The organism is Bacillus pumilus (genome assembly GCF_024498355.1).
Lineage (GTDB): Bacteria > Bacillota > Bacilli > Bacillales > Bacillaceae > Bacillus > Bacillus pumilus_P.
This window is the reverse complement of sequence record NZ_CP101833.1, coordinates 2,940,989-2,965,195: the sequence shown is the minus strand read 5'-3', so window position 1 is coordinate 2,965,195 and position 24,207 is coordinate 2,940,989. Positions and strand designations below refer to the sequence as shown.

Annotated in this window: 27 protein-coding genes, 1 other RNA gene and 1 pseudogene; 22 read left to right on the top strand and 7 right to left on the bottom strand. The window is 40.7% G+C overall.

Going from position 1 to position 24,207, the window contains the following annotated elements; translation table 11 throughout:
* Nucleotides 1–17: 17 nt before the first annotated feature.
* Nucleotides 18–482, bottom strand: coding sequence for a GNAT family N-acetyltransferase (locus NPA43_RS15240; protein ID WP_099727927.1), 465 nt, complete (start codon nucleotides 480–482; stop codon nucleotides 18–20).
* Nucleotides 483–497: 15 nt separating this feature from the next.
* A complete protein-coding gene (locus tag NPA43_RS15235) occupies nucleotides 498–962 on the bottom strand; it encodes a hypothetical protein (RefSeq protein ID WP_099727926.1) in 465 nt (154 codons plus the stop codon).
* A gap of 118 nt (nucleotides 963–1,080) precedes the next feature.
* Here NPA43_RS15235 and NPA43_RS15230 point away from each other — a divergent pair, with 118 nt between their 5' ends.
* Nucleotides 1,081–1,713, top strand: a complete 633-nt coding sequence (locus tag NPA43_RS15230) for a MarC family protein (RefSeq protein WP_099727925.1) — start codon at nucleotides 1,081–1,083, stop codon at nucleotides 1,711–1,713.
* A 55-nt stretch (nucleotides 1,714–1,768) separates the two neighbouring features.
* On the opposite strand, the gene NPA43_RS15225 is transcribed toward NPA43_RS15230, so the two are convergent.
* Nucleotides 1,769–2,305 carry a GbsR/MarR family transcriptional regulator gene (locus NPA43_RS15225; protein ID WP_099727924.1) on the bottom strand — a complete coding sequence of 179 codons (537 nt, stop codon included), beginning with the start codon at nucleotides 2,303–2,305 and terminating at the stop codon, nucleotides 1,769–1,771.
* A 269-nt stretch (nucleotides 2,306–2,574) separates the two neighbouring features.
* On the opposite strand from NPA43_RS15225, the gene NPA43_RS15220 reads away from it, so the two are divergent.
* From NPA43_RS15220 to NPA43_RS15205, 4 genes are read left to right on the top strand one after another with little or no spacing between them, the layout of a single operon-like run.
* Entirely contained in the window at nucleotides 2,575–3,720 is a 1,146-nt protein-coding gene (locus tag NPA43_RS15220) for a betaine/proline/choline family ABC transporter ATP-binding protein (protein ID WP_099727923.1), read from the top strand.
* A 12-nt stretch (nucleotides 3,721–3,732) separates the two neighbouring features.
* The gene (locus tag NPA43_RS15215) at nucleotides 3,733–4,386 is read left to right on the top strand and encodes an ABC transporter permease (RefSeq protein WP_099727922.1); all 654 of its coding nucleotides are present in this window, start codon (nucleotides 3,733–3,735) and stop codon (nucleotides 4,384–4,386) included.
* Nucleotides 4,387–4,399: 13 nt separating this feature from the next.
* The gene (locus NPA43_RS15210) at nucleotides 4,400–5,317 is read left to right on the top strand and encodes an osmoprotectant ABC transporter substrate-binding protein (protein WP_230030732.1); all 918 of its coding nucleotides are present in this window, start codon (nucleotides 4,400–4,402) and stop codon (nucleotides 5,315–5,317) included.
* Nucleotides 5,318–5,338: 21 nt separating this feature from the next.
* The gene (locus NPA43_RS15205; protein WP_034280931.1) at nucleotides 5,339–6,028 is read left to right on the top strand and encodes an ABC transporter permease; all 690 of its coding nucleotides are present in this window, start codon (nucleotides 5,339–5,341) and stop codon (nucleotides 6,026–6,028) included.
* An 80-nt stretch (nucleotides 6,029–6,108) separates the two neighbouring features.
* On the opposite strand, the gene NPA43_RS15200 is transcribed toward NPA43_RS15205, so the two are convergent.
* The 3 genes from NPA43_RS15200 to NPA43_RS15190 form a co-directional block, all read right to left on the bottom strand.
* Nucleotides 6,109–6,429: a catDE operon transcriptional regulator CatR gene (locus NPA43_RS15200; protein ID WP_034316754.1), complete on the bottom strand. Its 321-nt coding sequence runs from the start codon at nucleotides 6,427–6,429 to the stop codon at nucleotides 6,109–6,111.
* An 82-nt stretch (nucleotides 6,430–6,511) separates the two neighbouring features.
* Nucleotides 6,512–6,913 (bottom strand): helix-turn-helix domain-containing protein, encoded by a 402-nt coding sequence (locus tag NPA43_RS15195; RefSeq protein WP_283775060.1) that lies wholly within the window; start codon nucleotides 6,911–6,913, stop codon nucleotides 6,512–6,514.
* A 130-nt stretch (nucleotides 6,914–7,043) separates the two neighbouring features.
* Complete coding sequence (locus NPA43_RS15190) at nucleotides 7,044–7,448, bottom strand: helix-turn-helix domain-containing protein (protein WP_099727919.1); 405 nt, start codon at nucleotides 7,446–7,448, stop codon at nucleotides 7,044–7,046.
* Between the two features lie 154 nt (nucleotides 7,449–7,602).
* Between NPA43_RS15190 and NPA43_RS15185 the strand changes: the two genes are divergently transcribed.
* The 7 genes from NPA43_RS15185 to ssrA all read left to right on the top strand — a co-directional run bounded on the left by NPA43_RS15185 (nucleotide 7,603) and on the right by ssrA (nucleotide 12,965).
* The gene (locus tag NPA43_RS15185; RefSeq protein ID WP_024719830.1) at nucleotides 7,603–7,836 is read left to right on the top strand and encodes a helix-turn-helix domain-containing protein; all 234 of its coding nucleotides are present in this window, start codon (nucleotides 7,603–7,605) and stop codon (nucleotides 7,834–7,836) included.
* Between the two features lie 37 nt (nucleotides 7,837–7,873).
* On the top strand, nucleotides 7,874–8,164 hold the full coding sequence (locus NPA43_RS15180; RefSeq protein WP_003213714.1) for an AbrB/MazE/SpoVT family DNA-binding domain-containing protein: 291 nt from the start codon (nucleotides 7,874–7,876) through the stop codon (nucleotides 8,162–8,164).
* 185 nt (nucleotides 8,165–8,349) lie between these two features.
* A complete protein-coding gene (gene secG, locus NPA43_RS15175) occupies nucleotides 8,350–8,583 on the top strand; it encodes a preprotein translocase subunit SecG (protein WP_003212746.1) in 234 nt (77 codons plus the stop codon).
* 124 nt (nucleotides 8,584–8,707) lie between these two features.
* Nucleotides 8,708–9,454: an alpha/beta hydrolase gene (locus NPA43_RS15170; protein ID WP_099727918.1), complete on the top strand. Its 747-nt coding sequence runs from the start codon at nucleotides 8,708–8,710 to the stop codon at nucleotides 9,452–9,454.
* A gap of 19 nt (nucleotides 9,455–9,473) precedes the next feature.
* Entirely contained in the window at nucleotides 9,474–11,813 is a 2,340-nt protein-coding gene (gene rnr / locus NPA43_RS15165) for a ribonuclease R (RefSeq protein WP_099727917.1), read from the top strand.
* 140 nt (nucleotides 11,814–11,953) lie between these two features.
* Nucleotides 11,954–12,424 (top strand): SsrA-binding protein SmpB, encoded by a 471-nt coding sequence (smpB, locus tag NPA43_RS15160; protein WP_256499020.1) that lies wholly within the window; start codon nucleotides 11,954–11,956, stop codon nucleotides 12,422–12,424.
* 178 nt (nucleotides 12,425–12,602) lie between these two features.
* Nucleotides 12,603–12,965, top strand: a transfer-messenger RNA (tmRNA) gene (gene ssrA / locus NPA43_RS15155).
* Between the two features lie 73 nt (nucleotides 12,966–13,038).
* Here ssrA and NPA43_RS15150 read toward each other — a convergent pair.
* Nucleotides 13,039–13,750, bottom strand: a pseudogene (locus NPA43_RS15150) (site-specific integrase); the annotation flags it as partial.
* Between the two features lie 186 nt (nucleotides 13,751–13,936).
* Here NPA43_RS15150 and NPA43_RS15145 point away from each other — a divergent pair.
* The 10 genes from NPA43_RS15145 (at nucleotide 13,937) to aspA (ending at nucleotide 24,091) form a co-directional block, all read left to right on the top strand.
* On the top strand, nucleotides 13,937–14,317 hold the full coding sequence (locus NPA43_RS15145; protein ID WP_060698319.1) for a hypothetical protein: 381 nt from the start codon (nucleotides 13,937–13,939) through the stop codon (nucleotides 14,315–14,317).
* Nucleotides 14,318–14,333: 16 nt separating this feature from the next.
* Complete coding sequence (locus tag NPA43_RS15140) at nucleotides 14,334–14,909, top strand: VanZ family protein (RefSeq protein WP_256499019.1); 576 nt, start codon at nucleotides 14,334–14,336, stop codon at nucleotides 14,907–14,909.
* A gap of 598 nt (nucleotides 14,910–15,507) precedes the next feature.
* Nucleotides 15,508–17,112: a histidine kinase N-terminal 7TM domain-containing diguanylate cyclase gene (locus NPA43_RS15135; protein WP_256499018.1), complete on the top strand. Its 1,605-nt coding sequence runs from the start codon at nucleotides 15,508–15,510 to the stop codon at nucleotides 17,110–17,112.
* Between the two features lie 256 nt (nucleotides 17,113–17,368).
* Nucleotides 17,369–17,824 carry a DUF6376 family protein gene (locus NPA43_RS15130; protein WP_099727913.1) on the top strand — a complete coding sequence of 152 codons (456 nt, stop codon included), beginning with the start codon at nucleotides 17,369–17,371 and terminating at the stop codon, nucleotides 17,822–17,824.
* A 106-nt stretch (nucleotides 17,825–17,930) separates the two neighbouring features.
* The gene (locus NPA43_RS15125) at nucleotides 17,931–18,236 is read left to right on the top strand and encodes a metal-sensing transcriptional repressor (protein WP_099727912.1); all 306 of its coding nucleotides are present in this window, start codon (nucleotides 17,931–17,933) and stop codon (nucleotides 18,234–18,236) included.
* A gap of 84 nt (nucleotides 18,237–18,320) precedes the next feature.
* A complete protein-coding gene (copZ, locus tag NPA43_RS15120; RefSeq protein WP_024423475.1) occupies nucleotides 18,321–18,527 on the top strand; it encodes a copper chaperone CopZ in 207 nt (68 codons plus the stop codon).
* An 81-nt stretch (nucleotides 18,528–18,608) separates the two neighbouring features.
* Nucleotides 18,609–21,044, top strand: coding sequence for a heavy metal translocating P-type ATPase (locus NPA43_RS15115; protein ID WP_256499017.1), 2,436 nt, complete (start codon nucleotides 18,609–18,611; stop codon nucleotides 21,042–21,044).
* On the top strand, nucleotides 21,041–21,175 hold the full coding sequence (locus NPA43_RS15110) for a hypothetical protein (RefSeq protein WP_256499016.1): 135 nt from the start codon (nucleotides 21,041–21,043) through the stop codon (nucleotides 21,173–21,175). The genes NPA43_RS15115 and NPA43_RS15110 overlap by 4 nt, the downstream gene beginning before the upstream one ends.
* A 175-nt stretch (nucleotides 21,176–21,350) precedes the next feature.
* Nucleotides 21,351–22,628 carry a cation:dicarboxylate symporter family transporter gene (locus tag NPA43_RS15105; RefSeq protein WP_099728521.1) on the top strand — a complete coding sequence of 426 codons (1,278 nt, stop codon included), beginning with the start codon at nucleotides 21,351–21,353 and terminating at the stop codon, nucleotides 22,626–22,628.
* A 17-nt stretch (nucleotides 22,629–22,645) separates the two neighbouring features.
* Entirely contained in the window at nucleotides 22,646–24,091 is a 1,446-nt protein-coding gene (gene aspA / locus NPA43_RS15100) for an aspartate ammonia-lyase (RefSeq protein ID WP_256499015.1), read from the top strand.
* Nucleotides 24,092–24,207 lie beyond the last annotated feature (116 nt).

Genomic DNA, 24,207 nt, shown 5'->3' with positions numbered 1-24,207 from the left:
GCAGGCTGAACAAAAAGTCAGTCTGCTTGAAAAGCGAGCGACAGCCGTACCATATCCATGCACTGAATACCGTTTTCATAGATCGGTTCATCATAATGCTTAAGGAAAAAATCATGATCAATGGATGTTAGGCGAAAGCCGCATTTTTGATAAAGTGCCAGCTGGTGAATACTAGAGTTTCCTGTGCCGATTTCAATCGTGTGAAAACCGGCTGCTTTGGCTTCAGCAATGGCATGATGAATCAGCTGCTTCCCAATTCCTTTTCCTTGCCATGACTCCTTCACAGCGACATTCATCATTTCAACCGTGTGCTGAGATCGTGATGAAAGTACATAGATACCGATCATGTCCTGTTCATGAAAGGCGACATAACAAGAGCCGGATTGTACATAGGCAAGAATCTTTTCCTTTGAAGGGTCAGCTAATAGCAAAAGATCCATAGGTACAGATTGATGACGAGGCAATGGCTGAATCTGTATCACTTCATTTCATCCTCTCTATTCTTTAATATACCCTTGTTTGACCCCCCAATCGTATTGATCCTGCACCCACTGAGAGGGAGGATGATGTGTGACATTTGGGTCTTTTTTGACGTCAGGTTTCCTTGCAGCTTGTGCTGACTGCTTATTCGTTTGAGCAGTTGCTTTCGATGCTGCCAGCTCTTTTTGAAGCTGATTGATTTCCACCTCAAGAGCTTTACGCTGTTTGACTTCTTTTTGATAGGCCTTCTGTTTTTCCTTCAGCTTTTTTGTGACTGTGGACAATTTCTTTTTTTGATCATCGATTTCATGCTTCATATCCGTTCCTTCTGACTTTAACTTCACCAGCTGCTGATCGTTCGTTTTGGTTTCTTGCTGATGTGTTTCCGCTGCTGCGGTGATTGTATGCTCCTGCCAAACAATCCAGCCAGCTGCGCCTAAAATAGCGACAGACAGAAGGAGGATGGTGATTGTTTTCTTCATGTGGTATTCCCCTTTCTCTAAACCTCTATTAACATCGGTTAGATCCAAACAGGTTTTAACATATCGAGAGAATATTCACATCAGTTTGGCAGACACTATGAAAAAAGGAGGGTGTCTGTTGATTTCCTTTATGATTCATGTCGTTGTGTCACTATTTGCTGTGTCGAACCCAATTGGAAACGTGCCTCTTTTTATCACCTTAACAGAAGGCTATACAGAGAAAGAACGCTCTCAGACGGCCAAAAAAGCCATTGTTGTATCATTTATTATTTTGGTTGCCTTTCTACTGGCAGGCAGGCTCATTTTCAAGTTGTTTGGGATCGATATTCATGCACTCCGCATCGCTGGAGGTATTTTTATTTTTGGTATCGCTTACAATTTACTGAATGCAAAAGAGTCACATGTCCAAAACCCTCATTCGGACGAAAAGGCAGAAAGCATAGAGAAGGCAGATGTCTCCGTTACCCCGCTGGCGATCCCAATCATTGCAGGCCCCGGTACAATCGCCACAGTGATGAGTTTAACCCCAGGAAGTGAGGCAGGGTTTCATATACTTGCGATCCTTTTTGGTATTGTGATCGTTCTTGCCATGACGTATTATGCATTTCATTATTCAAGTTTCATTATGCGAAAAATGGGGAAAACAGAGATGAATGTTGTGACTCGATTGATGGGATTGATTCTTGCTGTCGTGGCAGTAGAGATGATTGGCGCAGGCTTAAAAGGGATGTTCCCAATGTTTATGTCATAAGTGTATATAAAAAAGCTGTTTTTTTCTACAATGATGTAAAATAAAACAGCTTTTTTTAAGGTTTTGGTACATGCTTAAACACTTCTTCACTTTCGAAGAATTCAATTAAGCGGCTAATCCAGTCATAGTAATCAAGACTTTCTTTAATTTCTGAAAGAAGCAGATTGATTTTATCCTCTATCTCTTCTGGCAAGTCTTCCTGTTCAAGCAGCTCCAGCAATTCCTTGCACGTTTTCTTATGTGCCTTGCGATTTTTGCTGACCACTCGTGACCAATTGGCTGCAAACAATGAAATAAATGTCTGGTAATGATCTTGCTCAACGTCATACAGATCTTTACGTATTCCTTTTTCATAAACCTTTTCCGCAATATTCAAATCGAGCATTTCTCGAACAACTTGACTCATTCTCGTTTTGCTCATGCCGGTCTCCTCTGAGAGCTCTCCCAGCGTCATTGGTTTACGGTTCATGTGAATGATACCAAGCACTCTACCCACTGTAGAAGAAAGACCAAAGGCATTCATGTTCTCGGCAGCTTTTTCAATATAATGATCCTGTGCTTTTTGAATGGCGCCTAACGCTAGCTTGTCCACTCCCCGCTTCATCCCTTCATGACTGACAATTTGTAACACAATATATCATATACTTGTTTGTTAATGAAAACAATAAATATTGAGCATTTGCTAGTAATTTGAAGGAAAAAGGAGGGATCTATACATATCAGCCCGTTAACTGAAAATTTTTAATAAATGTTATGCAATACAAACATATCGTAAACTTTTTATTTTACAAAGTTTGCACTATAATTAATAAGGTGTAAATTTTCTGAAAATACATACCCAACTAATTGGAGGTGTCTCATTTGCTGAAACTAGAGAATGTATCTAAGACGTATAGAGGCGGAAAAAAAGCTGTCAAACATATTGATTTAGAAATAGCAAAAGGAGAATTTGTTTGTTTTATTGGACCGAGCGGCTGTGGCAAAACGACAACGATGAAGATGATCAATCGACTCATTGAACCTTCCTCAGGAAACATTTTGATCGAGGGAGAAAACATTATGAAGAAGGACGCTGTCCAATTAAGAAGAGAAATTGGTTATGTGATTCAGCAAATTGGACTTTTCCCCCATATGACCATTGCGCAAAACATTTCACTTGTTCCGAAGCTATTAAAATGGCCGGAAGAAAAGCGAAAAGAACGGGCGCGAGAACTGCTCAAGCTAGTCGACATGGGGCCGGAGTATCTAGAACGTTACCCGCATGAACTAAGTGGAGGACAGCAGCAGCGAATTGGCGTTCTTCGCGCACTAGCAGCAGAACCTCCTCTTATCCTCATGGATGAACCATTTGGTGCACTTGATCCAATTACACGAGATTCACTGCAAGAAGAGTTTAAAAAACTACAAAAAACATTAAATAAAACAATCGTATTCGTTACACATGACATGGATGAAGCGATCAAACTCGCTGACCGAATTGTGATTTTAAAGGATGGAGAGATTGTCCAAGTAGGCACGCCAGATGATATTCTGCGTAACCCTGCTAATGAGTTCGTAGAAGAGTTCATCGGGAAAGAACGTCTGCTTCAATCAAATCCAAACATGGAACGTGTAGAACAGATGATGAACACGTCGCCAGTGACAATTACAGTCGAAAAAACGTTGACTGATGCCATTTACATCATGAGAGAAAAGCGGGTCGATTCTTTGCTTGTTGTGGATGAAAATCATGTGTTAAAAGGTTATATCGATATCGAAACGATCGATGCGAACCGTAGAAAAGCAGCCTTCGTTGGTGAGATCTTAAATACAGAGTTCTATACAGTACAAGAAGGCGCACTTCTAAGAGACACCGTCCGGAAAATTTTAATACGCGGTATTAAATATGTACCGGTTGTGGATGCAGAGGGGCATTTAAAAGGCATTGTGACACGTGCAAGTCTTGTTGATGTTGTGTACGACTCCATCTGGGGAGAAGATACACCGGCTGTCACTGAAATGAACTAAGGAGGTGTACACATGGATCAAATCATCGATTTTCTAGAGAAAAATGGTGGGGAACTCCTCACAAAAATGTGGGAGCATTTATATATTTCTTTAATTGCCGTCGTGCTAGGCATTATTGTCGCCGTTCCTTTAGGCGTGATACTCACACGAATGAAAAAAGGCGCAGGTTTTGTCATCGGTGTCGTGAATATCTTTCAAACACTCCCTAGTTTAGCGATTCTTGCATTTTTTATTCCTATTTTGGGGGTTGGGAAAATACCTGCGATCGTTGCTCTATTTTTCTATTCCGTTTTGCCTATTTTAAGAAATACGTATGCCGGAGTTCAAGGTGTGAACAAAAATTTGCTTGAATCTGGTAAAGGGATCGGCATGACGACATGGGAACAAATTCGTCTTGTTGAACTCCCGCTAGCCGTGCCGATTATTATGGCGGGTGTCAGGACGTCAACGATTTATTTAATTGGCTGGACAACACTTGCTGCGTTTATCGGTGGAGGCGGTCTTGGTGACTATATTTTAATTGGACTCCAATTATACCAGCCGGAATACATTATTGCTGGTGCCATCCCAGTCACCATTTTAGCGGTCATCATCGATTTTACATTGATGAGGCTTGAGAAAAAAGTAACACCAGAAGGCTTAAAAGGATTGAAGGAAGTTTCATAAGGAGTTGGCACATGTGAAGAATCGAAAAACAAAATGGATCAGTGCACTGCTTGCCGGATGCTTGCTATTGATTAGTGGCTGTTCACTTCCTGGACTAGCCGGCTCCTCAGGCAATACACTGCGAATTGGCGCACAAAACTTTACCGAATCAGAAATTATGGCCTATATGGTTGGGGATATCATTGAACATTACACAGATAAAAAAACGACCATTGTGAAAAATCTAGGCTCCAACACTGTGCAGCAGAAAGCGATGGAAAACGGAGATGTTGATATTTCTGCGACAAGATATACAGGCACGGATTTGACCAGTACGCTCGGAATGGACGCGGAAAAAGATCCGAAGCGTGCGATGGAAATTGTTCAAAAAGAATTTAAAAAACGCTACGATTACAAATGGTTTGATTCCTATGGATTTGATAATACGTATGCCTTTGCTGTGACGCAAAAGATGGCAAAGGAAAACAACGTAGAAACGGTCTCTGATTTGAAAAAGAATGCGAAGAATTACCGTTTCGGTGTCGATAATATTTGGCTCAAAAAGAAAGGCGACGGTTATGAAGGGTTTGTGAAAACATACGGGATCGAATTTGGAAACACCTTTCCGATGCAGATTGGTTTAGTCTATGATGCATTGAAAAATGAAAAAATGGATATTGTGCTTGCTTATTCAACAGATGGCCGGATCAAAGCCTATAATCTCAAAATCTTAAAAGATGATAAACAATTCTTTCCGCCATATGATGCATCGCCAGTTGTTCCAGAGAAGGTATTAAAAGAAAATCCAGGCCTGGACAAGGTGATCAACAGGCTGATTGGAAAAATCGGTACAGAACAAATGCAAGAGCTTAACTATCAAGTCGACGGTGAGCTTCAAGAACCAGCGACCGTTGCGAAGAATTTCCTGAAAAAACACAATTACTTTGAGTAAGATTGGGAGGTGTCAGGGCTGATGGACACACTGCAGCAATTATGGACGTATTATCAGCAGAACGGTTCATATGTGTTAGAAGAATTTTATCGGCATTTTCTCATGTCAGCGTATGGGGTGTTGTTTGCGGCAATTGTCGGAATTCCAGTAGGCATCTTTGTGGCACATTATCGCAAGCTGAGCAATTGGGTGTTCGCCATTACAAATGTCATTCAAACCATACCAGCGTTAGCGATGCTTTCAGTGTTGATGCTTGTATTAGGACTTGGCGCAAATACAGTGATCCTATCACTCTTTCTATATTCGCTTCTGCCTATCATCCGAAACACATACACTGGAATTGTCAGCATTGAACACGCCTATTTAGAATCGGGTAAAGCAATGGGCATGACGAAATGGCAAGTGCTGAGAATGGTTGAATTACCGCTTGCTTTATCGGTGATTATGGCTGGTTTAAGAACCGCACTGGTCATCGCAATCGGCATTACAGCGATTGGGACATTCGTTGGTGCGGGAGGACTTGGTGATATCATCATCAGAGGATCAAATGCGACAAACGGAACAGCCATCATTTTAGCAGGCGCTATTCCAACTGCGCTCATGGCCATCATTGCCGACCTTGTCATGGGCTGGCTTGAACGCTATTTAAGCCCAACAAACAAGAAAAAAGAGAGAAAAGCGTTAGCTGAAAAAAACATCACATCTGCTTAAGCGGCTGAATAGACAAAACCTCCCTTACATCTGTAAGGGAGGTTGTTTTATGATCATCAGGCGGCTCACATGGAGAAATTTTATGATTCAAGTGTGATCCATTCAGTGGACCACTTCGAAATTTCCTCAAAAACGGGTGCAAGTGAACGCCCCATATCAGTTAAAGAATACTCAATGCGTACGGGTGTTTCAGCAAAAACCTCCCGTTTTACAATGCCTGCTGCTTCCAGCTCTTTTAATCTCTCAGATAATACTCTTCCGCTTAAATTTGTCAGAGCCGCCTCAATTTCACTAAAGCGCTGCTGACCTGAGAGAAGCTGAAAAACAATCAGTGCAACCCAGCGTTTACTTAATAACTCAACTGCTTTTTCAAACCGCGGGCACATGTCAGATTGATTCATCTTTCTTCACTCCAATCTGAACTCATTATACCGTAATTCTGTCATCAATCAGTGCAAAAAGCTTGTCAATGATCAAAACATTTTATGATGACGAGCGGCTGTTTAACATAAACAGCAGATAGCGGTTTAGATCCTCTATTTCTTTTTTAGAAAGGGTAGACCATATGCTTCCATCAAATATTTCGAGATCACCAAGTTCATATTGCTCTGCGGCTTCTTTTATTTTGGATAAAGCCATTTCCTCTTCCTTTATCAGAGGGACAGGAGATGCTTCTTCAATATAACCAGCTGCCTGCATCATTTCCTCATAAGGTACCTTTAATGCACCTGCTAGTTTCTTAATCGTAGGAGGTTTCGGAATGCCGCGTTTCCCGTTTTCAATTCGAGAAATACCGGCAGCGCTGACCTCTGAATACATGGCTAATTGGTTCACTGATAGCTTCTTTTCCTCACGCAATGCTCTTAAATATGCACCAAAGTTCATCAACTCAAAACCTCACATGGTTAAAGATTAGGTAATTCTATTTTACTTGATTTGTTGACTATTGGCAATAAGTATACCATGAAAATATTGACATTAGTTAATGGTAGATGTATCTTAAGTTTATACCCCGCTATTTGTTCGCCTTTTTTTGGTTGATGAGCGTGAGAAAGTATTCATTCAGCTGGCTGATGTCTTGTGCAGAGAGCGTTTCCCATTGGTCTCCATCAAAAATGGGGAGATGTTCTACATCCTTTTGAAGCGCCGTTTGATAGATTTTCAACATGGACTCATATTTAGGTTTCATTTCATGAACCTTTTCCTGTTCTATATGACCGGCAAGCAGCATTAAATCCTCATAAGGCACCTTCAAGGCGTGTGCTAATTTTTTTATGGTTAAAGGCTTGGGCACACCACGCTTTCCATTTTCAATACGAGAAATACCAGCAGCGCTTACACCCGAATACATGGCGAGTTGATTGACAGACATTTTTCTATTTTCTCTTAAAATGCGTAATTGTTCACCAAAGTGATTCATGACATCGAACCTCACATTTCAGTATATGACTTATTTTAGTATGATCATTGACCAAAGGAAATAGCAGAGGTGCAAAAGTGTTGACATAAGTTAATAGATTTGTGTGTTGTGAGAGTCCTACATTCTGTACATATTGATCCTATAGGAGGTTGTAATGATGGTCGAAAAGATTCAGATCAGGCGAGCTTTTGTGATGCAGTATATGATCGAAAACGATATGTCTTTAAATCAGCTCGCAGATGAAATTGGCATCTCTCCTGCCACACTCAGCAGGGTATTAAATGGTCACCGGAAACCAGGACAGCTTGTCATTGGCAAAATGATTCATTACTTTGATAAAAAATTTGAAGATCTATTTTACTATGAAAACGTTGACAAAAGTCAATGATTGGAATCATCATATCATCTTTAAGGAGGCAATGTCATTGAAAAGAACTGGGATGGTCAGACACATTGATTCTCTTGGCAGAATTGTGCTGCCTTCAGAAATGCGAAAGGTACTCAATATCAAAGAAGAGCAGCTTTTAGAAATTTTCATAGAAGATCAAACCATCATGCTGAAAAAATATGATGCAGATAAGAGCTGCCTGTTAACTGGACAAGTAACGAAATACAACAAAAGCTATGGAAATGGCAAAGTGATGCTAAGCCCTGAAGGAGCTGAACGTTTGTTAGTAGAATTAAAACAGCTATTAAAAGAAGAAGCAACTCGTTAAAATGTTTTTTTAACTCAAAATCGAATATAAAAAATGCTGCACGCAACCCTTTTGAACGAAATTGAATCAAAATAACAAATAAAGTCGACAATATATAGGAAATCTTTATTTTGATGTTTCGTGACATGCACCTTGTTTTCATGTAAAATAAAGTTATGTGTACCAGTTTGTCTGGAGGTGTTTTCATGCACGCATTTGTTATCACATTACTCGTAATTGTCAGTATCGCACTTATCATCGTTGTATTATTACAATCAAGTAAAAGTGCTGGACTGTCAGGCGCTATTTCAGGTGGAGCCGAGCAGCTTTTCGGTAAGCAAAAAGCGAGAGGCCTTGACTTGATTCTTCACCGATTAACGGTCATTTTGTCAGTGCTTTTCTTCATATTAACACTTGCATTGGCATATTTAGGCGTGTAAAGAGCGAGTAACAGAAGGTCTGATCTTTTTTCAGACCTTTTTTTAGTATCAGCACTCTTTTGTGTTTGTTTCATACATACAAGTGGAAAATATAAACCATAACAGAAGGAAAGGAAGTCACATCATGAAAGTTGTTACACCAAAACCATTTACGTTTAAAGGTGGAGAAAAGGCGGTGCTTCTTCTTCACGGTTTTACTGGGAATACAGCAGATGTTCGAATGCTTGGCCGTTACCTGAATGAAAGAGGTTATACATGCCATGCACCTCAATACAAAGGACACGGCGTGCCGCCAGAAGAGCTTGTTCATACAGGCCCGATAGATTGGTGGAAAGATGTAGAAGAAGGGTATCAATTTTTAAAAGATGAGGGCTATGAGGAGGTTGCTGTTTGCGGACTGTCCCTCGGAGGAGTTTTTTCATTGAAATTAGGTTACACTGTACCTGTAAAGGGAATTGTACCTATGTGTGCACCTATGTACATAAAAAGTGAAGACGTCATGTACCAGGGTGTACTAGATTATGCCCGTAATTATAAAAAATTCGAGGGTAAGTCAGAGGACCAAATTGAACAGGAAATGGAAGAGTTCAAGAAAACACCAATGGGTACACTCAAGGGCCTGCAAGAGCTGATTGCAGATGTAAGAAACAATGTTGACATGATTTATTCACCTACTTTTGTTGTTCAGGCACGTCATGATCATATGATTAATACAGACAGTGCAAATATCATTTATAACGAAGTAGAGACAGATCAAAAACATTTGAAATGGTATGAAGAATCGGGCCATGTCATCACGCTTGATAAAGAGCGGGAAAAGGTTCATCAGGATGTGTATGCATTCTTAGAATCACTTGATTGGTCAATTTAAATATATAGGGGGTTAGAGTGTGCAAAAAGAAGAATTTATGAATGAATTACTCGCTTTTATGCAAGAAGAGGCGTACAAACCGTTAACAGTACAAGAATTAGAAGTCATGATGGAAATTACAAATGCTGATGATTATAAAGAGCTCATCAAAGCACTTGTGATATTAGAGGATCAGGGACTTATCGTCCGTACCCGCAGTGATCGCTACGGTGTACCGGAAAAAATGAATTTGGTGAAAGGAAAGCTGTCCGCTCATGCGAAAGGATTTGCCTTTGTGACACCTGAAGAGTTTGGACAGGATGATATTTTCATTCCGCCAACAGAACTTGGAACAGCGATGAATGGCGATACGGTCATGGTTCGTGTCAGCCATAAATCCAATGGCACCAAAAAAGAAGGGACAGTCATCCGAATTCTGGAGCGTAATATTCAGTCGGTTGTCGGTACCTATACAGAAACAAAAAGCTTTGGTTTTGTCATTCCTGATGATAAAAAGATCACACACGATATCTTTATCCCGAAATCCGCCAAAAACGGAGCGGTAGAAGGTCATAAAGTCGTTGCGACGCTGACAAGCTATCCGGAAGGAAGAATGAGTGCAGAGGGCGAAGTGACTGAAATTTTAGGTCATAAAAATGACCCAGGCATTGATATTTTGTCGATCATTCATAAACACGGCCTGCCAGGTGAGTTCCCAGAAGAGGCGCTGCAGCAGGCGGTAGACACACCTGAAACAATCGATGAAAAAGATCTGGAAGGCAGACGTGATCTGCGCAACGAAACGATTGTGACAATCGACGGTGCAGATGCGAAGGACTTAGATGACGCAGTCACTGTGCAAAAGCTGGATGATGGTAAATATAAGCTAGGGGTGCATATTGCAGACGTCTCTCATTATGTCACTGAAAATTCCCCGATTGATCAGGAAGCCTATGAGCGCGGGACGAGTGTGTATCTTGTAGACCGCGTCATTCCGATGATTCCGCATCGTCTATCAAACGGCATTTGTTCATTAAATCCAAAGGTCGATCGTCTCACACTTTCCTGTGAAATGGTCATTGATCGCAATGGGAAAGTCGTCAAACACGAGATTTTCCAAAGTGTGATCAAAACAACTGAGAGAATGACGTATTCAGATGTGAATAAGATTTTAGTGGACCAAGACGAAGAGCTTCTAGAGAAATACGAGCCGCTTGTTCCTATGTTCCAAGAGATGGAGAAGCTTGCAGAAATCCTTCGTGACAAGCGGATGGAGCGTGGAGCTGTAGACTTTGACTTCAAGGAAGCGAAAGTGCTTGTTGATGATGAAGGAGCGGCAAAGGATGTCATCATTCGAGAGCGTTCAGTCGCGGAGAAATTAATTGAAGAATTCATGCTTGTCGCAAACGAGACGGTTGCAGAGCACTTCCACTGGATGAATGTACCGTTCATTTACCGAATTCACGAAGAACCAAATCCTGAGAAGCTTCAGCGCTTTTTAGAATTCGTGACAACATTTGGGTACATTGTTAAAGGAACGTCGACGAACATTCACCCGCGTGCACTTCAAAGTGTACTGGATGCCGTCCGAGATCAGCCAGAAGAAGTAGTCATTCAAACCGTCATGCTTCGCTCTATGAAACAGGCGAAGTATGATCCAGAAAGCATCGGGCACTTTGGGTTATCAACGGAATTCTATACGCACTTCACATCACCGATCCGCCGATATCCTGATTTAATTGTTCATAGACTGATCAGAACCTATTTGATTCAGAAAAAGACAGACGAAGCTACCCTTGAAAAGTGGGGACAGCTGCTGCCAGAAATAGCAGACCATGCGTCTACAATGGAACGCCGGTCCGTCGATGCAGAGCGTGAAACAGATGACCTGAAAAAGGCAGAGTTCATGCTTGATAAAATCGGTGAAGAATTTGATGGGATGATTAGTTCCGTGACGAATTTCGGACTATTCGTTGAACTGCCGAATACGATAGAAGGTCTCGTCCATGTCAGCTACATGACAGACGACTACTATCGCTTTGATGAACAGCATTTTGCTATGATCGGTGAGCGTACAGGAAATGTATATCGCATCGGTGACGAAATCACTGTCAAAGTGGTGAATGTCAATAAAGATGAGCACTCCATTGATTTTGAAATCGTCGGGATGAAAGGCACTCGTCGTAAATCACCTAAAGATTTCAAGTTCAAAAAACGGACAGATTCACCAGCAAAAAAAGGGAGCGTTGGTCAGAAGGCGTCTGGGGATAAGGCAAAAGACGATAAAGGCGGCGACTGGTTCACAGGTCGAAAAAAGAAGAAAAAGAAAAAACGCGTATTTGATAACGCACCGAAACAAAAGCGAAAAAAGAAAAAGTAACGTGCCAAAAAAGCAAATAGGGCAACACGCTCTATTTGCTTTTTGACCACATGGCGTCAGCATTGTCGAAAGCTGGATTGTTTGATAAAATAATCCGTACGATTTGGACTGTGTTTGTGTCAAAAGGAGGGTGTACGCCAATGCCAAAGGGAGAGGGAAAGGTTGTTTCCCAAAACAAAAAAGCAAATCATGACTATTTTATAGAAGAAACATACGAAGCAGGCCTTGTGTTACAAGGAACTGAAATCAAGTCGATTCGTGCAGGAAAAGTGAATTTAAAAGATTCCTTTGCCAAAATCGAACGAGGAGAAGTGTTTCTTCACAACATGCATGTCAGCCCATACGAGCAGGGGAACCGCTATAACCATGATCCGCTAAGAACGAGAAAGCTGCTGCTTCATCGCAAGCAAATTAGCAAATTGATTGGTGCCATAAAGGAAGAGGGCTACTCACTAGTTCCTATTAAATTATATTTGAAGAATGGCTTTGCCAAAGTGCTGATCGGAATCGGTAAAGGGAAAAAGAAATACGATAAACGTGAAGATCTGAAGAAAAAAGATGCAAAACGTGAAATCGACCGTGCCTTCCGTGATCGACAAAAGCAATTCTAGTCCGGGGGCAGATTGCTTGCTGTGAGCGGAAGTATTATGCTACAATATGATATGCAGTAAACAATCATCGCAGGTTTTTACAGAAACCACCAGTTGTTTCAAGCGATGAGGCTGTTATAATAGTTATATACGGAAGCAGTTAAGCTGAACGTTTCCATCCCGTATATCCCTTTTACAAGGGGACGTTACGGATTCGACAGGGGCGGTTCGAGCTTGAGCTGCGAGCCGAGAGGCGATCTCGTTAACACGCACTAAATGTAACTGGCAAAACTAAAAGTTTTAACCAAAACTTAGCACTAGCTGCCTAATAAGCGCAGCGAGCTCTTCCTGACATTGCCTATGTGTCTGTGAGGAGCCCAATGAAGTAGGCTACGCTTACGTTTCCGTCTGAGGACGTAAGAAGAGATTCATCAGACTAGCTCTCCAAGCGCCCGTCAGCAGGCATGCGGATGAGTGAACACGTAAATATGTTGACTACGCTCGTAGACGCTTAAGTAATCGATGTCTCTGGACGTGGGTTCGACTCCCACCGTCTCCATCAAAACTTTTAGAATGCAGTCGTATCAAGGGTTTGAAAGCCCTTGATACTGGTCTGGCATCATTTTGGCATCATTTTAGAAAATTTCTTCTTCCATGAAAGCTACAACTTCCTTTTGTTTGGAAGGGTATAGATGGCTATAAGTGTTTAGTGTTTCTGCAACATCTGAGTGACCTAAACGATTTGCCAGCACGCAGGTCTTATTTATTAAATATGAGGCATGGGAATGTCTGAATTCGTGAATAATAATCTTTCTGACATTCGATTCTTTTAAATATTTTGCATAACGTCTGTCGATAGTGCTGGTAGCTATACTATCGTAAAACGTTCCAAAAACTCTATAACTATTTTTAACTGGCGCTATTTTTTCAGCGTCATTTTTTGTGCCCTTTAATAGATCCCTTTTTGATTTGGCATCAAAATAATTCTAATAGATGCGGCTGTTTTTGGAGGGGTAATTTCTCTATTATACTCCGTCTTATTAATTTCTATATAATTTTCTTCAAAATTGACATCAGCCCATGTTAAGGCAAGTAACTCTCCTTTTCTCGCTCCACTAAAATAAAGCGTGGAAAATAATGCTTATACAATGGATCCTCCACCACACTTATAAATGTTTTAAACTCTTCAAACTCCCAGTAATTCAACCTTTTATTAACAGTCACTTCAAAATTACCCACTACTTTCGCTGGATTGTTCTCAGTACCATGATACTTCGCTGAAAAGTTGAATACGGCTGATAAGGTAGAATGGATTTTTTGGGAATCACGAGCGTATTTATTGGTAATCGTTTCAATTAAGATTTCTATATATAGGAACAGTTCTAGCTCGTAGACTCTTAAAGAGGACACTTCTAAATTAGTTATGAGAAGTTTTACAAATAAATCAATATTAAAAAGCACAAATAACTTTAAAGTTATGTAACATAAATCTTTGCTATAATTAATGTTATTATATTGAAGGAGTGGTAAGAAGTGAAAATTAAAAAGGTTTTAATGGCAGTTGCCCTATGTTTAAGTTTATTGACCCCTATAGCTGTTCAAGCAAAAGACGATCCATCGAAATTTACCTTTGAGTTTAAACATCAACTTACGTCTAGAAATTGGAGTTTAAAAGGAAAGAACATTAAAATTTCAACGACTAGTGATACTTATGGACAAAAAGGCAGTTTTAAAATTGAATTGTATCGTAAGACTGGATGGTTTTCAAGTAAATATGTGGGTGTGAAAAGTTTTACAAAAGAAGGAACCACTACAAATGTTTATTCTAATAAGACATCTGGAGATTTTTATATGATTTTTAAAAAAGCCCAAAGTAGTGTTTATACTGGTGGGCATGGAAGAATTACAAATTAGTAAGAAAGGTGATTAAATGATTACCAATGGTTTAGCTATTTTCATTGGTTTATTGATGTATATTATAAATATTTTGTTTCGAATCTACAAAATATTTATATTGAAACAAAAATTTTATCCAATTGAAAAAAGTATATTTATTTTTGTTTTTTTTGCTTATATTAGTGGACTTTTATATGTTACATTATTTCCTATTCCTATAGATGTGGATTTGATTAATGATCGAATTTCTGAGGGTTTTGAGGAAGAAAATAATTTTATACCGTTAAGATCCATTATAAACATAATTAGTGAAAGTTCTTTGACCACTATATTAACTCAAATTGGAGGTAATTTATTATTATTATTTCCTTTGGCAATATTTATTCAATTAGTTTTTAATAATTTAACTTTGAAAATAAGAGGGGTATTCATAATTGGTTTTCTTTCATCACTTATTATAGAGATGAGTCAGTTAACCATCTCAAATTTAATCGGTTTTACTTACAGAAGTTTTGATGTAGATGATTTAATTTTAAATACACTCGGTTTTTTTATTGGTTATTTTTCATATAAATTTGTTTATCCAATAAGAAATTTATTTTTTGAGTGATAGGAAATCTTGATGCTGTTTGAAATCTATTATGGTTATCTAAGCTTGTAGACAAAGTCTATAAGCTTTTTTGTATAATAATTATCTGGGAATAAATATGTGATTACAACGTGAGAAGAAAGGGGAAAGTAACTAAAAACAGTGACTTTAGATGTGTTAATTTTTGAAGATTTTCTTGTGCAAAAAAAATTAAAAATACAATTCTAGTCAAGGCCCTTACTAGGTTGCAATGGATTCCATGTAAATGCTGAAAAGAAGACAAGAGGCAAAAACGAAAAATATTTGATTATTTGTTAACTGTTTATAGTAATTAAATCAATTCCGTGAATTGAATATTTATAAATATTTGAAAGATCACTTATTCTTTTTGAACCTCCTCATCTTTTATTCCAAACTTATTAGATGTTTGCTACACCACAACATGCCTTTCCTTAAAATTAAGCAAAAATAGTAAAAAGATTGGATTTTCATTACAAGTAATCGTCTAAAAATAGACAAAAAACCTCCAACCAATTCAAAATCACACCTTCCCATTTGAGACGTCCTCATATATAGTAATATTAGACTAGTTCTAAATAACTGAAATTGGGGCGTTTACATGGATTCGATTGTTTTACATTTTATTGTGATCATGAGTGTTTCTGGCATTCTGTCCGTGATATTATCAATCATTGCTCATGCAAATCGCCATCGGTATATTGGCTGTCAATTGTTTATGTACATGTCTGGGGCAACCGCGATTTATATTTTTGGGCATACGTTTGAATTATTGGCGCGTACTCCTGAAGAAATCATGTTCTGGGTTTGTTTTCAATACATAGGTCTACCGTTTATCGCACCGTTCAGCCTCATGATTGTGCTGCAATTTACGGGATTCCATCAATATTTCACAAAGCGCCGCGTGCTTCTCATCTTACTGATTCCAACTCTCACCACCATTATGGTGTTCACCAACTCTTTTCATTCACTCTTTTATCGAAGCATCACGATGAATTCAGTAGACGGATTTTTATTGGCTGATTTTACGATTGGCTATTGGTATATCATTCATGGCGTTTATACGTTTGGTTGTTCGATGCTTGCTATTTTTATGCTGCTTTGGTTTTTACGTGTTACAAAAAAAGAATATTTAAAGCAGATTCTGATACTGTTAGTGGGAATGTCATTACCAATTATGACTTCTTTTATTTATTTATTAGGCGTTACACCCCTTCATATTGACCCAGTCCCTGTGGTGATGTTTTTAACCAATGCGCTCTACTTATGGGCGATTATGTCGTTCCAGCTCTTTCAGCTCTCTCCCATTGCAATGGAGCGTGTGTTTGAGCATATGTCTGAGGGGGTTCTCATTTTAGATCGATACCGGACACTTATAGATTACAACCCCGCTGCTGCAACGATCATTCCAGCACTTTCTAATAAAAAGGGAATCGGCTATAAAATCGACGATATTTTTTCAGGGGAAATCAAAGAGGCGGCGTTTATTCAGTGGCTGCGTTCTCCGCAGGATCATGCGCAGTATGATTTGATGTGGGAAAAAGAAGAGCCCTTCTATTATCAACTGACTGCTTCTTCGTTATTTAATAGAAGAGGCGAGATCGAGGGCAGGCAAATTGTGATCAGTGATGTAACAGAGCAGCGTTTGCTACAGGAAGAGCTGGAGCGCCGTGCGTATATGGATGGTTTGACGAATATCTTCAACCGTTCTTCTTTCATCGAACGAACGCAGATGTTATTGGAAGAGGATGCGCAGGATACCGCCATTTTGCTGTTTGATATTGATTTCTTTAAACAAATTAATGATACGCACGGACATCATATCGGGGACGAGGCACTGCGTCATGTCGTCTCCATTTGTCAGCAGCATTTAAAAATGGATGATTTATTTGGCCGATATGGGGGAGAAGAGTTTGCCATTTGTCTGCCGCATCATTCATTTGAAGAGGCATGTCATATCGCGGAACGAATGAGACATTCGTTTGAGACGAGTTTCTTTGAGACTGATGAGGAAAAAGTGCGAGTGACAGCGAGCTTTGGAATCGCTCATACAGCTTATGATCCAAATGTATTAGAAACTCTTCTATTTGAAGCGGACCAAGCCTTGTATATGTCAAAACGCCAAGGACGCAACCGGATTTATGCGTCCACTGGAGCGGACTACATGCTGTATGAAGAGCATGATCAGCCGCCGGCTTCTCATTGACTGTTGTCCTGACATTCGATATGATAAACATAACATTTGAACGGTTTCCTAAAGGGGAGTAGCTTTAACGGTTTGGTCGTCACTACAGAAGCAGCGATTGCTTCTCGGCCATTCCGGCATGAACATGTTAGCCAGACCTTTGCCTATCACACATGAGGCAAAGGTCTGGCTTTTTTTGAAGTCCTTTTGCATCAGTGTGATAGGGGAGCAGAACAAATGAATGCTTTCAACACAACAGATGGAAGGATGATCGATCTTGAAAAAATATGTGATGGCTTTCCTATTTTCCGGCACGCTTGTATTAAGTGGATGTTCCGGCTTGCTTGACCAGGTCAACGATACGACGACATATGTCACAGAGGCAAATAAGTATGTGACTGACATTCAGCAATTTACGGAGAACTTTCCAAAGCTCGCTGAAGAAGCTGTACAAAATGCCGCCAAAAAAGCAGAATTGACGCAGCAGCTTGAATCATTGAAGGCAGACATTCAAGAATTTAATGAACTGACAGCACCAAAAATAGCGGAAGATTTGCATGCGCAAATCATGGAAAAAAATAAGGTGCTGTCGGAGGAAATTCAAACCTATTTACAGCAATTGAAAGCTGACAATAGCGATGCTGCAGCCATTTTAGTGGACCAGCAAGGGCTGATCAAGCAGCTTCAGCAGTCCGTCAGTCTTTTACAGGATATTGAACAATTAACAAACTAGGACAAACTCAGCTCTTAGACGGGCATTCAGCATATCTTTGCCTTTTTCGGTGGAGATATGCTTTAATTTAGTTAAAGATAAGTCATAATAGAAAAAAGGTGATCACATGACAAAACATGAAGAAAGACATATTGCTTCGCCTAGAGCCGAGAAGGAAAAAGACCAATTAATCAATCGCTTGAAACGAGTGGAAGGACAAGTTCGAGGGATTCAGCAAATGATTGAAAATGATCGTTACTGTATAGATGTCGTCAATCAAATTTCTGCTGTCAATGCCGCTTTAAAAAAGGTCAGTCTTCAATTGATGGAAAAGCATACACATCACTGCGTAGCGGATGCCATTAAGAGCGGCAACGGGGATGAAGCCATTGAAGAGTTAATGAACGTCTTTACGAAACTGACAAAATCGTAGCGCATTAAGCATCATTTATGTTTACAATGATACCCTACTAGGGTATAGTAAGGTGTAGAAAATGATTGATGGAGGCGATGAGAAGTGGAACAAGCAACACTTCAAGTACAGGGCATGTCTTGCGGACATTGCGTGAAAGCAGTCGAAGGAAATGTAGGAGAATTAGCAGGTGTTGAATCTGTGAAAGTCCATTTAGACAAGGGACAGGTGGAGGTTTCTTTTCATCCTGATCAAGTCACGTTACACCGAATCTCTGATGTGATTGAAGAACAGGGATATGATGTCGTCTAAATGATATACGTGCTGCATGTGACAGCGCGTATTTTTTTCAAAAAAAGATACCCCCATGGAGTATATGAAGAGGTGAGATGAATGAAAAAGGAAATTGATTTTCATATTACGGGAATGACCTGTGCTGCCTGTGCAGGACGCATTGAAAAGGGTTTGAACAAGCTGGAAGGTGTGGATGAAGCCAATGTGAATTTGGCACTTGAAACATCTCATATCGTATATGAAACGGAACAGCTATCACCAGATGATCTGAAGAAAAAAATCCAATCTCTTGGCTACGATGTGGCGATGGAGCAAGCAGAGTTTGATATAGAGGGAATGACCTGTGCGGCTTGTGCCAACCGAATTGAGAAAAAAATCAACCGGTTGGACGGTGTTGCTCAAGGATCTGTAAACTTTGCGCTTGAGACACTTCAGGTCACATATCATCCGGGCCAAACGTCTACAAGTGACATAAAAGATGCCGTTCAGTCCATTGGGTATTCATTAATTGAACCAGCTGAAGAATTAGCAGAGGAAGGGAAAAAGGATCATCGACAAGCAGCGATAGAGAAGCAAACGGCACGCTTTTTATTCTCGATGATCTTGTCACTGCCCCTCCTTTGGGCAATGGTCAGCCATTTTTCTTTCATGTCTTTTATTTGGCTGCCAGAAGCGTTCATGAATCCATGGGTTCAGCTTGCATTAGCAGCACCTGTTCAGTTTATTGTCGGCTGGCCCTTTTATGTAGGCGCGTATAAAGCTTTAAGAAATAAAAGTGCCAATATGGATGTCCTTGTGGCACTTGGGACATCAGCTGCGTTTTTCTATAGCTTATATGAAAGCATTCAGCAAGCGGTTCAAGGCACACATGAGGCAGCACTCTATTATGAAACAAGTGCTGTGCTCATTACGTTGATCGTGCTCGGAAAATTAATGGAAGCAAGAGCAAAAGGGAGATCATCAGAAGCGATTCAAAAGCTAATGAGCTTACAAGCAAAAGAAGCTGTTATTGAGCGAGATGGGGAAGAGATGACCGTTCCTATTTCTGATGTGAAAGTGGATGATCTTGTGTTTGTAAAACCAGGTGAAAAAGTACCGGTAGATGGAGAGATCATGGAGGGAACAACCGCGATAGACGAATCCATGATTACAGGAGAAAGTCTGCCTGTTGATAAAACCGCAGGAGATACGGTCATTGGGGCAACCATCAATAAAAATGGGTTTATCAAAGTGAAAGCGACAAAAGTGGGGAAAGAGACGGCCCTTTCACAAATTATCCGAGTGGTAGAACAAGCACAAGGCTCAAAAGCACCGATTCAAAGAATGGCTGATCAAATATCAGGTGTATTTGTCCCTATTGTTGTCGGAATTGCTGTGCTCACCTTCCTTATATGGTTTTTCTTTGTTGATCCAGGGAATGTGACTGCAGCACTTGAAACCTTTATAGCGGTCATAGTCATTGCATGTCCGTGTGCGCTCGGTCTTGCTACACCAACCTCTATTATGGCTGGCAGCGGCCGTGCGGCTGAATCAGGCATTCTGTTTAAAGGTGGAGAGCATTTAGAAGTGACCCAATCACTGGACACGGTGGTTTTAGATAAAACAGGGACTGTGACAAAAGGTGAGCCGAGTCTTACAGATGTGATGGCATATGCAAATTGGACAGAAGGTGCGCTGCTTCAGCTAGTGGGATCGGCAGAACAGCAGTCGGAACATCCACTTGCTCGAGCGATCACTGACGGAATGAAGAAACGAGGTCTTGAAGCGGCCGAGGTAGAAGACTTTCAAGCAGACCCTGGTCATGGCATTGAAGCAAAGGCCGCCGGGCGCAAGCTTTTGATTGGAACGCGGAAGCTATTACAGAAACATCATATCCCATATGATCAAGTCGAAGCATCCGTCACGCTACTGGAGCAGCAAGGGAAAACGGCAATGCTCGTCGCGATTGACGGCGAAGTCGCCGGTATTGTCGCGGTGGCAGATACGATCAAATCATCCTCTCCTCAAGCCATCGCCCGGTTGAAAGAGCAAGGGATTCACGTTGTCATGATGACAGGGGATAACAAGCGCACAGCAGAGGCGATCGCAAGACAGGCGGGTATTGAGCATGTCATCGCTGAAGTTCTGCCTGAGGAGAAGGCTGCTCACATTGCAGCGCTTCAGGAACAAGGAAAGAAAGTCGCCATGGTCGGAGACGGCATCAATGATGCACCAGCCCTTGCGACAGCGAATATTGGGATGGCGGTTGGAACAGGTACAGACGTTGCTATGGAAGCGGCAGATATTACGCTCATGACAGGAGACCTCCATGCCATTGCAGATGCGCTTGAGTTTAGCAAAAAAACGATGAGAAATATTAAGCAAAATCTATTTTGGGCGCTTGCCTATAACTGTATTGGGATACCGGTAGCTGCATTCGGATTCCTTGCCCCATGGCTTGCAGGAGCGGCAATGGCCTTTAGTTCCGTGTCGGTTGTTCTGAATGCGCTCAGATTGCAGCGGTTGAAACCTGTAAGAGAGGGAGTGGCAGAATGAAGCTGAATGTCAAATGGATTTGGACATTGAGTGCATTGATCTATGTTGCTTTCGTACTCATTGGATATGCCATATATGATGAATTTTATGCAAATCAAGATACGCCAAGTGAACAGATGCAAAATCATTAAGACTTCGCCAAAAGCGAAGTCTTTTTTTAACAATTTTGTGGAAAAACCCACCTTTTTAAAGATTTTTCATAAAAAATTCATTTGTTTTTGTTCCTTTTTGTCGTTTTTTGTAGGTTCATCGTTAAGATGCGATTAAGCAACAAAGAAAGCGTTATCAAAAAAAGGGGGTTCACGTATGAAAAAGTTAGGGTTAGCTTCTCAAATACTCATTGCACTTGTTCTGGGTGTTATCGTAGGAGCGCTGTTTTATCAAAATGAAACCGTTATTAATGTGTTAACGCCAATTGGCGATATATTCATTCATTTAATTAAAATGATCGTTCTTCCAATTGTTATTGCTGCATTGATTGTAGCAGTAGCTGGTGTAGGGGATATGAAAACCATTGGAAGACTCGGCGGAAAAACGATCCTTTACTTCGAGATTGTCACAACGATTGCATTAGCAGTTGGACTGCTTGCAGCGAACTTCTTCCATCCTGGTACAGGAATTGATATGAGCAACATGGAAAAGGGAGATATCTCGAAATATGAAGAGACGTCTAAGGCTTCTTCCGAAAAAGCTAGTTTCTCTGAAACAATTGTGCATCTTGTGCCAACAAACGTTTTCCAATCAATTGCAGAAGGTGATCTATTACCAACCATCTTCTTTACAGTCTTATTCGGATTAGGAATTGCCGCAGTAGGAGACAAAGGGAAACCAGTATTAGGATTCTTTGAGGGTATACTCGAAGCCATGTTCTGGGTGACCAATAAAGTGATGAAGTTTGCACCATTTGGTGTATTCGCGCTCATCAGTGTGACGGTGATCAAATTCGGGGTCGGAGCGCTTCTCCCGCTAGGTAAGCTGGTACTTGTCGTTTACGGCACGATGGCATTCTTCGTGATTGTCGTACTTGGCATTATCGCAAAATTAGCTGGAACAAGCGTCTTTACACTATTTAGAGTGTTAAAAGAAGAAATTATTCTTGCATTCTCAACAGCAAGTTCTGAAGCTGTACTGCCTAGATTAATGGACAAAATGGAGAAGTTCGGCTGCCCGAAAGCGATCACGTCGTTCGTTATCCCAACAGGGTACACCTTTAACCTGGATGGAAGTGCGATCTATCAATCCATTGCTGCCATATTTGTTGCCCAAATGTACGGCATGCCGCTTTCCATTTATGAGCAAATTACGTTACTATTAATCTTAATGCTGACATCAAAAGGTATGGCTGGTGTACCAGGTGCATCTATCGTTGTTGTCATCACAACACTTGGTGCAATGGGACTTCCGCTTGAAGGACTTGCCTTCATCGTTGGGATCGACCGTATTCTTGACATGGTTCGTACAACAGTGAACGTATTTGGTAACTCACTTGCAGCGATTGTCATGTCTAAGTGGGAAAAAGTATTTGATCAAGAGAAATCGAAAAAGTATATTGAGGAATTAAAGCAACAAACAAAAGCAGCGTAAAAAAGGAGATCTTTCAAATGACGAAGCTACAGGATAAGCAAGTTCGAATCGAACGAGACTTTCTAGGTGAAAAGGAAGTAGACACTCAAGCGTATTATGGAATTCAAACATTACGTGCAGTGGAGAACTTTCCAATTACTGGCTACCATGTTCATGAGGAACTCATCAAAGCATTAGGGATTGTCAAAAAGGCAGCCGCACTTGCAAATATGGATACACAGCGACTTTATGCTGGTCTTGGAGAAAAAATTGTTCAAGCCGCAGATGAGGTCATCGAAGGAAAATGGAACAACCAATTTATTGTCGATCCAATTCAAGGCGGGGCTGGCACTTCAATGAATATGAATGCCAATGAAGTCATTGCAAACAGAGCGCTTGAACTACTAGGAAAGGAAAAAGGCGCTTATCATGAGCTCAGTCCAAATACGCATGTGAACATGTCGCAGTCAACAAACGACGTTTTCCCAACAGCGATTCATATTTCGACATTGAATATGATTGAAAAACTACTTTATACGATGGAAAACATGCATCAAGTCATGACTGAAAAAGCGCAGGAATTTGATCATGTGATCAAAATGGGACGTACGCATCTTCAGGACGCTGTTCCAATCCGACTTGGTCAAGAGTTTAGTGCCTATGCAAAGGTTCTCGCTCGTGATATTAAACGCATCAAGCAGTCTAGACAGCATTTATATGAAGTCAATATGGGTGCAACAGCAGTTGGAACTGGACTGAATGCTGATCCTAAATACATTCGTCAAGTAGTCGGCTATCTATCTGATATCAGTGGATTACCATTAGTTGGAGCTGAAGACTTAGTCGATGCAACGCAAAATACGGATGCTTATACAGAAGTATCTGCTGCGTTAAAAGTATGTATGATGAATATGTCCAAAATGGCGAACGATATTCGTTTGATGGCATCAGGTCCAAGAGCAGGCTTTGGTGAGCTTCATTTGCCGCCTAGACAGCCAGGTTCATCGATCATGCCAGGGAAAGTCAACCCGGTGATGCCAGAGGTCATGAACCAAGTGGCGTTCCAAGTCATCGGGAATGATCATACGATCTGTCTTGCATCAGAGGCTGGTCAGCTTGAACTGAACGTGATGGAACCAGTCCTTGTGTTCAACTTGCTTCAATCTCTCAGCATCATGAAAAATGTATTTGAGTCCTTCGTAGATAACTGCTTGCGTGACCTAAAAGCAGATGAATCTAGATTAAAAGAATATGTAGAAAAGAGTGCTGGTGTCATGACGGCGGTCAATCCGCATATTGGTTATGAAGCTGCTGCACGAATTGCCAGAGAAGCGATTCTTACAGGCGTATCTGTACGTGAGCTTTGTCTGCAAAATGATGTTTTATCAGAGGAAGAGCTTAATGTCATCTTAAATCCTTTTGAAATGACAAAACCAGGTATTGCTGGCGCATCACTTTTAGAAAAGGATCGTTTAGAAGATTAAGCTGCATCATGATAAGCGCACACCGACAAAGTTCCGGTGTGCGCTTTTTCATGGACTGTTTGTTTTTCTCAAGATCACATAGTATACTATCGTCAATTATTAGGGATGTGACTGCC

Coding starts and splice junctions, on each gene's coding strand:
- NPA43_RS15140 (WP_256499019.1), top strand. CDS start 14,334: ATGATTACCAATGGTTTAGCTATTTTCATTGGTTTATTGATGTATATT.
- NPA43_RS15185 (WP_024719830.1), top strand. CDS start 7,603: ATGATGGTCGAAAAGATTCAGATCAGGCGAGCTTTTGTGATGCAGTAT.
- aspA (WP_256499015.1), top strand. CDS start 22,646: ATGACGAAGCTACAGGATAAGCAAGTTCGAATCGAACGAGACTTTCTA.
- NPA43_RS15215 (WP_099727922.1), top strand. CDS start 3,733: ATGGATCAAATCATCGATTTTCTAGAGAAAAATGGTGGGGAACTCCTC.
- NPA43_RS15135 (WP_256499018.1), top strand. CDS start 15,508: ATGGATTCGATTGTTTTACATTTTATTGTGATCATGAGTGTTTCTGGC.
- smpB (WP_256499020.1), top strand. CDS start 11,954: ATGCCAAAGGGAGAGGGAAAGGTTGTTTCCCAAAACAAAAAAGCAAAT.
- secG (WP_003212746.1), top strand. CDS start 8,350: ATGCACGCATTTGTTATCACATTACTCGTAATTGTCAGTATCGCACTT.
- NPA43_RS15115 (WP_256499017.1), top strand. CDS start 18,609: ATGAAAAAGGAAATTGATTTTCATATTACGGGAATGACCTGTGCTGCC.
- NPA43_RS15110 (WP_256499016.1), top strand. CDS start 21,041: ATGAAGCTGAATGTCAAATGGATTTGGACATTGAGTGCATTGATCTAT.
- NPA43_RS15205 (WP_034280931.1), top strand. CDS start 5,339: ATGGACACACTGCAGCAATTATGGACGTATTATCAGCAGAACGGTTCA.
- NPA43_RS15235 (WP_099727926.1), bottom strand. CDS start 962: ATGAAGAAAACAATCACCATCCTCCTTCTGTCTGTCGCTATTTTAGGC.
- NPA43_RS15170 (WP_099727918.1), top strand. CDS start 8,708: ATGAAAGTTGTTACACCAAAACCATTTACGTTTAAAGGTGGAGAAAAG.
- NPA43_RS15195 (WP_283775060.1), bottom strand. CDS start 6,913: ATGAACTTTGGTGCATATTTAAGAGCATTGCGTGAGGAAAAGAAGCTA.
- NPA43_RS15125 (WP_099727912.1), top strand. CDS start 17,931: ATGACAAAACATGAAGAAAGACATATTGCTTCGCCTAGAGCCGAGAAG.
- NPA43_RS15190 (WP_099727919.1), bottom strand. CDS start 7,448: ATGAATCACTTTGGTGAACAATTACGCATTTTAAGAGAAAATAGAAAA.
- NPA43_RS15105 (WP_099728521.1), top strand. CDS start 21,351: ATGAAAAAGTTAGGGTTAGCTTCTCAAATACTCATTGCACTTGTTCTG.
- NPA43_RS15200 (WP_034316754.1), bottom strand. CDS start 6,429: ATGAATCAATCTGACATGTGCCCGCGGTTTGAAAAAGCAGTTGAGTTA.